This is a genomic window from Shewanella canadensis (genome assembly GCF_003966225.1).
Taxonomy (GTDB): domain Bacteria; phylum Pseudomonadota; class Gammaproteobacteria; order Enterobacterales; family Shewanellaceae; genus Shewanella; species Shewanella canadensis.
Genome location: NZ_RXNU01000027.1, coordinates 14,496 through 29,862 on the forward strand (window position 1 = coordinate 14,496; position 15,367 = coordinate 29,862).

A 15,367-nucleotide genomic window follows, 5' to 3' on the forward strand; every position below is an offset into this window, starting at 1 on the left:
GTGAACTTCAAAGAATCAACAGCCATATATTACATCTATTCCTGAGCAATGTTAGCATTGCTGCAACTAAGGCCTCTGATGGAATATCGAGCATGTCTCAAAACGTCATTCGAATCGCAACACGTAAAAGCCCACTTGCACTTTGGCAAGCAGAATTTGTGAAAGCTGAACTGGAAAAATTCCATGAAGGTTTGACGGTAGAACTTCTACCTATGAGCACTAAAGGCGACATTATCCTTGACACACCTCTGGCAAAAGTCGGTGGTAAAGGACTGTTTGTTAAAGAGCTGGAAGTTGCCATGCTTGAAGACCGAGCCGATATTGCAGTCCACTCGATGAAAGATGTCCCTGTCGATTTCCCCGAAGGCTTAGGGTTAGAGATCATTTGTGAACGTGAAGATCCACGCGATGCTTTTGTATCTAATAACTACAAAAATATCAGCGAACTACCTCAAGGTGCAGTCGTTGGTACTTCGAGCCTACGACGTCAATGCCAGATCAGAGCATCACGCCCCGATCTTGTGATCAGAGATCTACGCGGTAACGTAGGAACCCGTTTAGGAAAGCTGGATGCAGGCAATTATGACGCCATTATTCTTGCGGCTGCAGGCCTTAAGCGTCTGAAGCTTGAGGAACGCATTACCAGCTTTATCTCTGCTGAAGAATCCCTGCCTGCCAATGGACAAGGTGCCGTAGGTATTGAGTGTCGCGTCAATGACGAGAGAGTTAAAGCGCTTCTGGCCCCACTCGAGCACACAGAAACACGTCACCGTGTTATCGCCGAGCGCGCAATGAACACTCATCTGGAAGGCGGATGTCAGGTTCCTATCGGAGCCTATGCTGAGATCCAGGATGATACACTGACGCTACGTGGTTTAGTCGGTAATCCCGATGGTAGCCACATCATCGAAGCGACAAAGGTTGGTTCTAAGACTGATGCACAAGCAATTGGTGTTGCACTCGCTGAAGAGTTGCTCAGCAAAGGCGCTAAAGCCATTCTCGATGCCGTTTATATCAAATAGACACAGCCTGTACGGCTCGCATTAAGATGAAAGTACTTCTGACGCGCCCACAAGGGCGTAATCAGTCGATGATAGAGGCCCTGAATGAAAAAGGGGTCTCTCATGTCGTCACGCCATTATTGAATGTTCAAGCAACGGATATTCAGCTGCACCAATCATCTATCGAACAATTTAACCAAGCTGATATTGTGATTTTTATCAGCACTAATGCGGTAAAATTCGCATCTAAAGCATTAAATAACCAATTTCCAGACTCTGCACAGTTTTATGCCGTTGGTGAAGCAACCTATCAGGCTCTCCTAGCCCTTGGGATCTCTTCCCAAAAAGCGCCGCAGGAATGCCAACAGACCGAAGGGTTACTCACTCTCGAACAGCTTCATCATATTTCAAATAAGAACATTGTGATCGTACGGGGCGTCGGAGGAAGAGAGGCACTGGCCGAGGCACTCACCTTCCGGGGGGGCATCGTCAACTATTGGGAGGCCTATCAAAGGGGTTGCCCACAGCTAGACAAAAACAGTGTTATTCGGGGTTGGCAGAACGCTGAAATAGACACGATTGTCGTCACGAGTGGCGAAATACTTGATAATCTAATCAAACTTGTACCAAAAGAGCTATTTGCTTGGCTGCGTGCATGTCATATTATAGTCCCTAGCTCTCGAGTTCAGGAACAAGCCTTAGCCAACGGATTACAACACGTTACTAATGCCAAAGCTGCAAACTGTAAGGCCGTACTTTCTGCCTTAAAGTTATCTGTCTAGCACTGTAAAGCCTTATACTCGTCATCATTGTAGCTGTATCGCCTTCAAGGACTGTTTAATGGACAATAAAAAGTTAGATGAGAACGTTATGGAACCGAAAATAGAGCAAGGCTCTGAAACGGAGACTAATGACACGAATCAAGCAGTCAGTGAATCTTTACAAAGTTCAGCAGATAACCATGAGAAGGCCGATAAGTCCGGAGTCTCCTGGGGCTTCTTATTCAACCTTGTTTGCATACTGTTACTGACATTCGCCACATTAGGTGGTGGTTACTACCTATATCAAGAGTTAACCAAGCACAAAGATAGCGCTCAGGCGTTAGCTGTTGAATTGAAACAAGCCTTAAATGAGCCCTCCAGGCAGATATCGTCATTGCAAAGCCAACAGCAAGCGTTTTCCGGCAGCATAAATCAACAGATGCAGGGGTTAAGCGAAAGCCAAACTCAGCTTAATGAGCGTGTCGCAAAACTTGCACAGCGTAATCCAAATCACTGGATGGCCGAAGAGGCAAAATACTTAGTCAGAATGGCTGGAAGCAAACTCTGGCTGGAAAAAGATCCAAGCACGGCGGCGAGTCTGCTTAAATCGGCCGACGCTCGAATCGAGTCGATGAAAGATCCCTCCCTGACACCACTAAGAAAAGCATTGGCTCAAGATATCTCGGTGGTATCAGCTATCAAGAGCACCGATATCGCAGGTACGGTTCTAACCTTAGACAGTATGATTGAACTATTAGATCGGCTGCCATTGAACAGAGTTGAAGTTGCTAATGCGGCTAATCGTCTCGAAAGCCCCGAGATGTCAGCTTCCATTGATGACTGGAAAGAGAATCTGGCAAAATCCTGGAAATCCATAATGGATGATTTTGTCGTAGTACGAAAGAGAACCACTGATATCACACCGATACTCGCTCCCGATCAACAGTGGTATCTTGTCGAAAATATCCGTAACAAGCTGCTGCAATCTCAACTTGCCCTATATAGACAGGATCAGGTCAACTATCGCCAGTCTCTGACACTCGCAAGAAAGTGGATCTACCAATACTTTGATCTCAACGACGCCAAGACCAAGGAGACATTATCGGCTCTTGAGGCACTAAAAACACTTGAGATACAAACACCGACAATTAACCACTTTCAATCAACTGCCCTGCTTCAACAGTTGGTGATACACGGTAATCTGCTGGTTACAGAGGAAGCTTCCCTATGATTAGAATTATGATCTATCTTGGGATTATATTATTAGGCCTATGTATAAGCCCCTTTTTTGAAGGTATGAATGGCTACCTCTATTTTACCGTGTGGGATTATGAGGTAGAAACTGGTGTGGTGTTTGCCGTTATCGCTCTGATTGTTTTTTATGGCTTACTACAGATCCTAGAGTGGGCGATTATCTTCTTACTCAATTTACTGTTTAGTAGCCGATTATTACCAGAGAAATGGCGTAAAAAAGCGGCAAAAAAACATACTCTGATAGGGGCATTAGCCCTCGCTGAAGAAGACTGGTCAACCGCCGAGAAAGCGATGTCCAAGGGGGCGGAAAAGGGGGAACTCCCGGCTCTGAACCTGTTAGCAGCAGCGAGAGCGGCGCAACATCAAAATAATACTGAAGCCAGAGATGAATATCTGCTTCAGGCTGAAAACGAAAGATTAGCCATTAAGGCTGTCGGTACCACACGTACCCGTTATCTGCTTCAGCAAGGTGAGCTGGACAAAGCCAGAAAAGAGTTGGATAAACTTTCCCCTACCAGCAAGAGTAAACTCCCGGTGCTCAGGCTCGCACTCGAGTTATACCAGGCTCAATCTGACTGGCACTCGCTGAAGCTACTGCTCCCTATCATCAAGAAACGAAACCTGCTTTCAGGGGAAGAGTTAAATGAGCTCATCATTTCAACGAATACTTCTTTGCTCGTTTCCGCTCAACAAAGTAGTGAGCAGGATTTAGAGAAAGCCTGGCACTGGCTCAGCCGAGCCGAGAGAAAAGAGATGCGTTATCTGGCCATCTACTGTGTCGGTCTAAATCTTTATCAACGTAAGCCTGAGGCTCTCAAATTATTGATGAAACAATTAAAGAGCTCAACTTCTCCAGACTTGTTATCTGCTCTTGCTGAGATTATTTCACCAGCCGATGTTGAAGAGAGAAAGGTGATTTTCTCGCTTGAGAATAAATATGCTGAAGAGGTCAATTTCCAGATCCTTCTTGCTAAGCTGTATCAACAAAACAAAGAGTATCGACACGCGACCACATACTGGCAAAAAGTCTGCAATCTTCAACCCGACAAAATCTGCTGGCTTGCTCTGGCAGAATCACAGGAGCATTTAGGTGAGCTCAACAAAGCCGTGAACAGCTATAGAAATGCCGCTTCGTTTAGCTAACATCTATACCCATTTATAATAAGAAAACTACCTGTATGGTAGTTTTCTTATTATGGCTCAATACAAACGCACACAACTATCACCTAACGCACTGAATATATAGAACTATCATCCTTTCTGCCTTAATCCTTTCTGCCTTCTTTAAATTTCCCCTTAGTTAGCCGAAGTTTGACACACATTAAAACTGGATCAGACTTTAAGTAATCAGGGAAAAGTGTTATTTCCTGAACCTTCAACCCTTCTATTTTCGTTATAAATGAGCTTGCTCAGGGATGTAATTATGGGTGTTTCAATAGCTAAACAAGATGCCGTTGTCACTAACTTGGTTGGTCAATTAAAAGCCAAAGATGAACAGGGAAATGTCAGAGATGTAACGATAGGCGATCTTATCAAAAACGGTGAGCAACTAATCTTCTCATCAAGTGCACAATTTATTCTGGAGATGGCCGACGGCTCGGTCGTCGATGAAACAAACATCATATCGGAAGAGCCAAGCTTAGCTCCTACTCCTGAGGAGGAGCTAGCTACGGCGCCCGTGTCTACCGATGCGGAAATTGCCGCCCTGCAAGCTCAAATTTTAGCGGGTGAAGATCCAACAGCCGGACTGCCTGAGACCGCAGCTGGCACCGCAGCCGGAGCCGGTGGTAATGAAGGCACCGACTTCATCACCTTAGATAGAACTGCAGATGAAACGATAGCGGGTAGTGGGTATGATACTAGTGGCTTCGATCTGGCAACGGCCGCCGCCGTTGATGAGCCTATCATTGCTGAAGAAAACATTCTTCCCACATTAACGTCCAGCTCCATCACGCTCTCAGAAACAAATCTCCCTCAGGGCTCCTCTCCATTAGCAAGTGCTTTATCACAAGCGAACACAATTACACTTGCCGCCCCCAATGGAATATCCCTCTTAGTGATAAATGGCGTTGAAGTATTTACCAGTGGCGTATTTGCAGGCCTTACTTCAATAACTTCTGCGAGCGGAACATTGAATATAACAGGATATGATGCTGCAACCGGTATTCTTAGCTACAGCTATACCCTGAACTCAGCAGTCGATCATAGCGCAGCAGATATTCAAGCGGATACCTTTAACCTGTCGCTTACCGATATTCTGGGCAACAATACCACCTCAACGATTACCGCAAACCTGCTCGATGATGCCCCCAGCGGACAAGATGACTCTGGCAACATAGGAGAAGATGACGTTTCAGTTTCGGGCAGTGTCATCATTAATGATACTCAAGGCGCCGACTCGTCTACCGTTTCACAAATTACCAACTCAGATGGAGCCAGCTTAGCCGTAGCTCAGCCGACGAGTATTAGCGGCAACTTCGGAGCATTACAAATATCTGCCGACGGTAGCTATAGCTACCTGTTATCGACCCAGCTCGATGCGGTTCAGTCTCTCGCTCAAGGTGAGCAGGTTACAGATACCTTCATTTATCAACTCACAGACAGTGACGGTGATAGCGTGCCGGTAACGCTTACGCTCACCATAACCGGCACCAACGACACTCCTGTCATTACCACAGAAATAGGTGATGGAGCAGATCAAGGCACTGTCATTGAGTCAGGCAATGAGGATGACGGCACCATAGTGCCCGGTATACCACAAACCACGGGCACACTCACCGCAACCGATATCGATAACGGTGCGATACTGAGCTGGAGCGGCACAGCAACAGGTACATTTGGTAGCTTCGTTATCGACGCCGTAACCGGGCAGTGGACATACACCTTAGATAATCAGCTTGTCGATAGCTTTGCCGAAAACAGCGCAACTCAGGAGGAGTTTCTGGTTACCGTAACCGATGAATTTGGTGCATCGGCAACACAACTTGTGACCATCACCATCAACGGCACCAATGACTCACCTATTATTACCTCATCGGCTGCCGATGCAGCTGGTAGCGTCAACGAACAGCCCGCTGAAGGGGTAGTGCTCGATTCTGACACCCAAACAGCCACCGGAACACTCACCGCAGGTGATGTTGATACCGGGGCAGTCCTCTCCTGGAGCGGTGATGCCGATTCACTCTATGGCAGCTTTAGCATAGATCCGGTTACCGGCGAGTGGACTTATACCTTAGATAACCAAGCAGCAGAGATCTTGGCCGAAGGTGAAGTGGTACAGGAAAGCTTTTTAGTCACTGTTATAGATGAGTTTGGCGCCACCGATACCCAGACAGTCACGATCAATATTACCGGTAAGGATGAAGCCACGGTCATCGCTAATGACAGTAACACCATAGATGAAGGCTCTGTCGCACTCGGTAACGTATTAGATAATGACAGCGATGACGACGATCAGCTAACCGTCAGCAGCTTTACCGTTGAGGGAAACAGTTACAGCGCCGACACCAGTGTCGATTTAGAGAACGGTACCTTAGTCCTTAACAGCGATGGTACCTATGTCTTCACACCCGATACCAACTGGAACGGCAATGTTCCCATCATTACCTACACCACCAATACTGGTGCAACGGCAACCTTGACCATAGTGGTTGAGCCTGTCAATGATGCACCCGATGCATTTAATAACAGCTATAGCCTCAACGAAGGCGGCTTCACGAGCGGCAACATCATTACCGATAATACCGGTTCCGGTGTCGACAGTGACATCGATGGCGGCGCGCTAAACATCACCCATATTAACGGGGTTGCCGTTACTTTCATTGGCGGCACGGCAATTATTCCAATCGGCGATGGCACCTTAACCATCAACCAGAACGGTAGTTTCACCTATGATCATAATGGTGAAGAGCCCAGCCCAACCAGTTTTACCTACACGATTAACGATGGCTTAGGAGGAACGGATACAGCAAGCGTCTTCTTCAATATCAACCCGGTCAATGATGGGCCGTTTGCCGAAGATGACAGCTTCAGCGTCGATGAAGGCGCCTTACTGGCAGGCAACGTTATCACTCACATAGATAACAACGATGGCCTGCAGGACAGCGACGGCGGCGATGGTGGCATACTCAATGTCACTCAGGTCAATGGCGTCGATCTGGTATTTAACCTCGGCTGGAGTCAGGACATAGCGGTTGGTAACGGTACCCTGCGCATTCAAGCAAACGGTACCTTCGAGTATCAGCATAATGGCAGTGACCCCGAAGAGGTACCGCCAACTTTCCAATACACATTAAGTGATGGTGCTGGCACAGCTACGGCAGTGGTGACTATCACGACCAACGCCGTAAACGATGGACCGTTCGCCGAAGACGACAGCTTCAGTGTCGATGAAGGTGCCCTGCTCGGTGGTAACGTTATCACTCACATCGATAATAACGATACTCTACAAGACAGCGACGGCGGCGATGGTGGCATACTCAATGTCACTCTGGTCAATGGCATCGATTTAATCTTTGGCCTGGACGGCTGGAGTCAGGACTTCGTGGTTGGTAACGGTACCCTGCGCATTCAAGCAGACGGTACCTTCGAGTATCAACATGATGGCACCGATCCAGAAGAGACACCGCCAACTTTTGAATACACATTAAGTGACAATACGGGTACCGATACGGCCGTCGTAACAATCACGACCAACGCCGTAAACGATGGACCGTTCGCCGAAGATGACAGCTTCAGTGTCGATGAAGGCGCCTTGCTCGGTGGCAACGTTATCACCCACATCGATAACAACGATACTCTACAAGACAGCGACGGCGGCGATGGTGGCATACTCAATGTCACTCAGGTCAATGGCGTCGATTTAGTCTTTGGCCTCGACGGCTGGAGTCAGAACTTCATAGTTGGTAACGGTACCCTGCGCATTCAAGCAGACGGTACCTTCGAGTATCAACATGATGGCACCGATCCCGAAGAGACGCCGCCAACCTTCGAATACACATTAAGTGATGGTACGGGCACCGATACGGCAGTCGTGACAATCACGACCAACGCAGTAAACGATGGACCATTCGCCGAAGACGACAGCTTCAGTGTCGATGAAGGCGCCCTGCTCGGTGGCAACGTTATCACCCATATCGATAACAACGATACTCTACAAGACAGCGACGGCGGCGATGGTGGCATACTCAATATCACTCAGGTTAATGGCATCGATTTAGTCTTTGGCCTCGACGGCTGGAGTCAGGACTTCATAGTTGGTAACGGTACCCTGCGCATTCAAGCAGACGGTACCTTCGAGTATCAACATGATGGCACCGATCCCGAAGAGACACCGCCAACCTTTGAATACACATTAAGTGATGGTACGGGCACCGATACCGCAGTCGTGACTATCGCGACCAACGCCGTAAACGATGGACCGTTCGCCGAAGACGACAGCTTCAGTGTAGATGAAGGCGCCTTGCTCGGTGGCAACGTTATCACTCACATAGATAATAACGATACTCTACAAGACAGCGACGGCGGCGATGGTGGCATACTCAATGTCACTCAGGTCAATGGCATCGATTTAATCTTTGGCCTCGATGGTTGGAGTCAAGACTTCGTGGTTGGTAACGGTACCCTGCGCATTCAAGCAGACGGTACCTTCGAGTATCAACATGATGGCAGTGATCCCGAAGTGACACCGCCAACCTTTGAATACACATTAAGTGATGGTACGGGCACCGATACCGCGGTCGTGACTATCGCGACCGACCCGATTAATGATGGACCAGAGATTATCAGTATCGATTTAGCTGCGGTATCTGAAGAAGGTTTACTTTATGGAATCAAAGATGGTCAAGTACCGCCCAATGATACTACGGATGCAGTTTCTTTCGTCGGTACGCTCAGTTTCACCGATGTCGACAGCAACAGTTTTGCGATCTCTATAGATGACACCGATATTGGTCAGTACTATTCAGGAGAGGCACTAATTCACTGGAATTGGAGTGGTAATACCCTTACGGGGACCGCTGGTTCAGTGACGGTAATGACCATCGTATTTGCTACTGTAAGTGGAGCGGCACCTGACTTCAGCGTAAATTATACCGTTACTCTATTTGCTCCGGTGGATCATGATCCCGATAGCAATATCGAAGATGTACTGCCCCTAGCCTTTACCGTAACGGTTGACGACCAGAATGGAGGCAGTGCCGACACCACTCTCACCTTAAATATCGAAGATGACTCGCCAGTCGATGATGTCGATACTCAGGCAATACAAACGATAACCAACACTATCGGTCAGTACATAACCGGTGATCTGTTTAGCCCGGGGGCCGATGGCTTCGGAGGCGTAAACTTTAACGTTGCCACACAAGGGCTTCTCTACAATGGTATCGTTCTTACTTATACCATGTTTGGTAACACATTGAAGGCCATGGCACACGACACGGAGGTGTTCACCTTAACTGCTGTACCCGATGGCAATGGTCACTACGATTACAAACTTATTCTCCTGCAAGAAATCCAACTTGAATATGTCATCGGATATAAGTTAAACGATGCTCCGGCAGGTAATAACGCTGCATACTATGTTGATGTCGACGGCGAGGTCTATGCCAAAGATGATCTAGCGACGCAGGTTATAGCGACCATAACAGGTACAGGCAGTGTTAACTCGAATAGCCACGGTATCGGTATAGGCCCTAAAACCTCTGTTGATGCTGGTGAAGACATTAACTTCTATTACGGCATAAACGGGACCAGTGTCGCCGCGATAAGCCTAGGAACCGGTAACAATGGTAGCCACGACGGAACAAGTTACATCACCTATGTAATTAACTACGTTGGAGGAGGCCAGCAAACGTTTACCAATATACTCGTGGATGGCACATTTACTATTGAGGTGGGACCTCTCAATGGCTTTAATATTCAATCTATTAACATAGCGCATATGAATGGAGAAGAGTTCCAGGTTATTGAGGTATCTTCTGCTGGCGGTATTACCGAACAGCCTATTGATATCGATTTTACTTATACAGCAATCGATGCTGATGGAGATAGCGTCTTTGACCCCGACGGAGAACCAGGTGGTTTCACCGTCGTTGTAGAACCAGATACTGGCGATGACGATATCAATATTTTAGCTGGAACCGATGCCGAAGATACTCTTTTAGGAGGAATTGAAAGTGACTACATAATCGGCGGTACTGGCGATGACACGATCTCTGGTGGAGCCGGAGCCGATATACTGATTGGTAGTGAAGGCTCTGATACCATAGATGCGGGTGTAGATTCAGACCGTGACGCAATTATCTGGGAGGTGGGCTCTGCAGATGAGAGTATAGATACCATCTATAACTTTAATCCCGTCTACGATGTACTCAACCTATCTGATGTGTTAGTCAATGAATCGCCTGGCGATCTGGAAGACTTTCTCTCATTTAACTTTGTGGGTGGCAGCACAGAGATAGTCCTGGATACAAATGGAACATCATCAGCTGGAGGAGATACACTAACCATCCTGTTAGATGGGGTAGATCTATCGACCATCTATGGTCCAAGTCCAACAGAGATCATCAATGGGCTGCTCGATGACGATGCACTTATTGTTGATGTGCCATAATCAACTAGCGAGGTAAATACTGCATTTTTACAATATATCTAGCAGAGAGACGTAACGAAGCCACCATGTTTAGTGGCTTCGTTGTATCAGCCTAGCCGCAACAGAAGCTAACCCCAAGCTATCAAAATGCCACTTTGTTTAGCTAGCATCTATATCCATTTATAATAAGAAAGCTACCGATGTGATCGTTTTCTTATTATGGCTCAATCTAAATCAACATTATTCTCACTTAAGCATCTGAATACATCTGATTAATCCTCTCCGGAACTCAAAACCTTGCCCCATCAGTAAATTTCCCCCTTAGTAGCACAAGTTTGACACACAGTGAAACTGGATCAGACTTTAAGTAGTCAGGGAGAAAAATATTAAATTCCTGAACCTTCAATCCTTCAATGTCTGTTATGAATGAGCTTGCTCAGGGATGTAGTTATGGGTGTTTCAGTAGCTAAACAAGATGCCGTTGTCACTAACCTGGTTGGTCAATTAAAAGCCAAAGATGAACAGGGGAATGTGAGAGATGTGACGATAGGCGATCTTATCAAAAACGGTGAGCAGTTAATCTTCTCGCCAAGTGCGCAGTTTATTCTGGAGATGGCCGATGGCTCGGTCGTCGATGAAACAAGCCTCTCGCCGGACGACCCGGCCCTTCCACCGTCCCAAGAGGAGGGGTTAGCGACGGCACCCGTTTCCGCAGATGCTGAAATCGCAGCCCTGCAGGCTCAAATTTTAGCGGGTGAAGATCCAACCGCCGGACTACCCGAGACCGCGGCGGGTACCGCAGCAGGAGGCGGTGGTAATGAAGGTACCGAATTCATCACTTTAGATAGAGCAGCAGATGAAACGATAGCAGGCAGTGGATATGATACCAGTGGGTTTGATCTGACTGCAGCCCCCGTTATTGATGAACCGATCATTGCAGAAGAAAATATTCTCCCCATCTCGACTTCCAGTTCCATCACTCTTTCAGAAATCAATCTCCCCCAAGGCTCAGATCCATTAGCAAGTGCTTTATCACAAGCAAACACAATCACACTTGCCTCTCCCAATGGAATAGCCAGCGTATTGATCAATGGCGTAGAGGTGTTTACTGGTGGAGTATTTGCAGGACCGACAACAATTACATCTGCAAGCGGAACATTGACTATAACAGGATATGATACTGCAACAGGCATTCTGAGTTATAGCTATACCTTGAACTCAGCGGTTGACCATAGCGCATCAGATATTCAAGCAGATATCTTTGCCGTGTCTCTTACCGATATTCTGGGCAACAATACCACTTCAACTATTACTGCTAACCTGCTTGATGATGCCCCTAATGGACAAGATGATTCAGGGAACATAGGCGAAGATGACTCTACAATTTCAGGCAGTGTCATAGATAACGATACTCAAGGAGCTGATTCCGCTACTGTTTCACAAATAACTAATGCAGATGGTGCCAACTTAGTAGTAGCTCAGGCAACGAGTATTAGCGGCACCTTCGGGGTATTACAAATATCTGCCGACGGTAGCTATAGTTATCAATTATCAAACCAGCTTGATGCGGTCCAGTCTCTGGCTCAGGGGGAAAAAGTTACAGATACTTTTACCTATCAACTCACTGACAGCGATGGTGATAGCTCCATTGTGACGTTAAATATTATCATTACGGGATCCAATGACGCGCCAGTTATCACGACTGATGACGATATCGATGGCGAAGATGCTGGCTCAGTTGTTGAAGCGGGGAACCTTGATGATGGTACCCCATTTTTAGGTGTCCCCTCTGTTGGTGGCACACTAGCAGCCGATGATATTGACAACGGAGCAGTACTCACCTGGAGCATTGATAGTGGTGTTGGAAACCTAGGTAACTTCTCTATTGATCCTGATAGTGGCACTTGGCTCTACACCTTAAACAATGCTCTCGCTGATGGTCTAGCCGAGGGAGAATCTGCACAAGAGCTATTTAATGTTACGGTCACAGATGAGTTTGGTGGCACCGATACTCAAGTTGTCACCATCACAGTAATAGGCACCAATGACTCCCCAATTCTAACTGTAGATAGTTCTGGCAGTGTCACCGAAGATGCCAGTGATACTGTATTAACTAACAGCGGTGTCCTTAGTTTTTCCGATGTTGATATTAGCAATACCCATATCATTAGCTTCATCTATAACGGTGATATAAGTTGGAGTGGTGGAACACTTACTCCAGCTCAAGAGGCTGCTTTATCTGCTGGCTTCAATGCAGACACCAATAGTTGGGATTACAGTACGTTAAATTCAGAAACACAATTCCTTGGAGCTGGTGAATCGATCACCATGAGCTTTGATGTCACTGTGACCGACAACGATGGCGCAACCGATACAGAAACAGTCACCATTACTATCAATGGTAATAATGACGCGCCTGACGCACTTGCAGACACGAACGTTGTCAATGAAGGTATTGATGAAAACCATGCTGATTTAATAACTGGTAACGTTATTAGTGGTGAAAGCCATGGCACAGTGAATAATATTGACTATGAGGATGTAGCCGATACTGATACCGATATAAACAACCAAATTTTCAATATCGTCAAAGTCACCAACTTCGATAACTTGACCATAGGAGATGGCTCAGGTGCCATTGGCGAAGATGTATTAATACTAGGTCAATTCGGTACTCTGACTATCTCATCAGATGGTAGCTACAGTTATCAACTTGATGATAGCAACCCCAATGTCGATGCTCTCGGCAACGATGAAACAGCAATAGATGTGTTTACCTACTGGATTGATGACGGCAATGGTGGCCAAGCGAGTACCACACTTTCTATTACTATCATAGGTACCAATGACGGACCCACAGCCTTCTCCGATACCAATGTAGTTACAGAAATTGCTGGTGATCTGGAAACTGTCGCGATTACTGGTAACGTCATCCTTGGTGAAGACCACGGTACAGTCAATAATATTGAATATGGAGATGTTGTAGATACTGATCCTGAAAACCAAACTCTAACGGCAGTAGTCGTTCAGGGCGGAGGTACCCCATCAGTCGTTAATGAGCAAGGTGACACTGTTGTTGAAGGGCTGTTCGGTACGCTAACCATCTCCGCTGATGGTAGTTACAGTTACCTGCTTGATGATAGTAACCCCAATGTAAATGCTTTGGGTAACGACGATACTTTATATGATGAGTTTACCTATTGGATTGAAGATCCTGACGGTGCAGGCTCAAGTGCCACACTTTCTATTACCATCCTCGGGACCAATGATGGACCGACAGCATTTCCCGACACCAATGTAGTAACCGAAGGCACAGATGACATAAATGCAGCAGTAATAACGGGTAACGTAATTATTGGCGCAGATCATGGCACTGTGAATAATATTGACTACGCCGATGTATCCGATACCGACCCCGAAAATCAATTACTGACAGCTATAGAAGTACAAGGTGCTGGCAACCCTTCCGATGTAAGTGAGGTTGGCGACACAATTGTAATTGGACAATATGGTACGTTAACTATTTCAGCGGATGGCAATTATAGTTATCAACTTGATGATGCCAATGAGGCTGTTAATGCTCTTTGGATTGGCGACACTCTAAACGATGAATTTACTTATTGGATCGAAGATTCAGATGGTGCAGGCTCAAGTGCTACATTAACTATAACCATAAATGGAGCTAATGACAGTCCAATTCTCGATGCCGCCACCAATGGTGGTGTCGAAGAGACCGATGGCTCAGTGCTGCTAAGCACTCAAGGTACAGGCTACAACTACAGCGATGTCGACACCAATGAAACAGGACACACTATCAGTGCCACTAATACCAACGTCAGTTGGAATGGTGGCGTACTGGATGGTGCTTTAGCCAATACTCTGGCTGGAGGCTTTGATGTCGAGGTGACCGATCAACTTAATGATGACTGGAACTGGACTTATGAAGTCGATAACAGTCTGGTTGAATTCCTTGCCGATGGTGAAACCATCACCTTAACCTACAATGTGGTGCTCAGTGATTCCGCCAGTGACTCTAACATTCAAGCGGTCACGGTCACGATAGCTGGTACCAATGATGAGCCTATCCTCGATGCCGCAACCAATGGTGGTGTCAAAGAAACAGACGGCCCCGTACTGCTAAGCACTCAAGGTACAGGCTACAACTTCAGCGATATCGATACCAATGACACTGGACACACTATCGATGCCACCAATACCAACGTCAGTTGGGATGGCGGCGTTCTGGCTAGCGGTTTAGCCGAGACCCTGACAAACGGTTTCGATGTCGAGATCACCGATCAGCTAAACGATGATTGGAACTGGAGTTATGAAGTCGATAACAGTCTGGTTGAATTCCTTGCCGACGGTGAGACCATCACTTTAACTTACAATGTGGTGGTCAGTGATGCAGCCAGTGACTCTAACATTCAAGAGGTTACAGTTACCATCACTGGTACTAATGACGTCCCAACCATCAGTGCGACGCAATCCGCCGGCTTTGTTGAAGCCCTTGATGCTGCCGCTCAAGTCCTGAGCGACAGTGGTACCGTCAGCTTCGGCGATATCGACACCACCGATGTGGTGGATATTACCTTTGTCTCTGACGACAACATCACCTGGAATAATGGTGACAGTGAAATCATTGATGCCGGCTTGGCCAGCGCACTGGTCGCCGGCTTTAATACCGGCGTCCTTGATGCCGATGCCCCCGGCGATACCCCATGGAATTATGATACCGCCGGTTTAGATCTGGATTTCCT

At 46.9% G+C, this 15,367-nt stretch carries 6 protein-coding genes; all 6 read left to right on the forward strand.

Features of this window, described 5'->3' with window-relative positions; all coding sequences use genetic code 11:
* Positions 1–92: 92 nt before the first annotated feature.
* Positions 93–1,022 carry a hydroxymethylbilane synthase gene (hemC, locus tag EKG38_RS24295; protein WP_126523465.1) on the forward strand — a complete coding sequence of 310 codons (930 nt, stop codon included), beginning with the start codon at positions 93–95 and terminating at the stop codon, positions 1,020–1,022.
* Between the two features lie 26 nt (positions 1,023–1,048).
* Positions 1,049–1,783 carry a uroporphyrinogen-III synthase gene (locus EKG38_RS24300; protein ID WP_126523466.1) on the forward strand — a complete coding sequence of 245 codons (735 nt, stop codon included), beginning with the start codon at positions 1,049–1,051 and terminating at the stop codon, positions 1,781–1,783.
* A 58-nt stretch (positions 1,784–1,841) separates the two neighbouring features.
* A complete protein-coding gene (locus tag EKG38_RS24305; RefSeq protein WP_126523467.1) occupies positions 1,842–2,993 on the forward strand; it encodes a uroporphyrinogen-III C-methyltransferase in 1,152 nt (383 codons plus the stop codon).
* Entirely contained in the window at positions 2,990–4,159 is a 1,170-nt protein-coding gene (locus EKG38_RS24310) for a heme biosynthesis HemY N-terminal domain-containing protein (protein ID WP_126523468.1), read from the forward strand. The genes EKG38_RS24305 and EKG38_RS24310 overlap by 4 nt, the downstream gene beginning before the upstream one ends.
* 280 nt (positions 4,160–4,439) lie before the next feature.
* On the forward strand, positions 4,440–10,628 hold the full coding sequence (locus tag EKG38_RS24315; protein ID WP_185826948.1) for a retention module-containing protein: 6,189 nt from the start codon (positions 4,440–4,442) through the stop codon (positions 10,626–10,628).
* A 429-nt stretch (positions 10,629–11,057) separates the two neighbouring features.
* Positions 11,058–15,367, forward strand: a 4,310-nt coding sequence (locus EKG38_RS24320; protein ID WP_185826949.1) for a retention module-containing protein, incomplete at its 3' end; no start/stop codon positions are given.

Bases quoted from the DNA above. Each gene is read 5' to 3' on its own strand.
- hemC (WP_126523465.1), top strand. From the start codon at position 93: ATGTCTCAAAACGTCATTCGAATCGCAACACGTAAAAGCCCACTTGCA.
- EKG38_RS24300 (WP_126523466.1), top strand. From the start codon at position 1,049: ATGAAAGTACTTCTGACGCGCCCACAAGGGCGTAATCAGTCGATGATA.
- EKG38_RS24305 (WP_126523467.1), top strand. From the start codon at position 1,842: ATGGACAATAAAAAGTTAGATGAGAACGTTATGGAACCGAAAATAGAG.
- EKG38_RS24310 (WP_126523468.1), top strand. From the start codon at position 2,990: ATGATTAGAATTATGATCTATCTTGGGATTATATTATTAGGCCTATGT.
- EKG38_RS24315 (WP_185826948.1), top strand. From the start codon at position 4,440: ATGGGTGTTTCAATAGCTAAACAAGATGCCGTTGTCACTAACTTGGTT.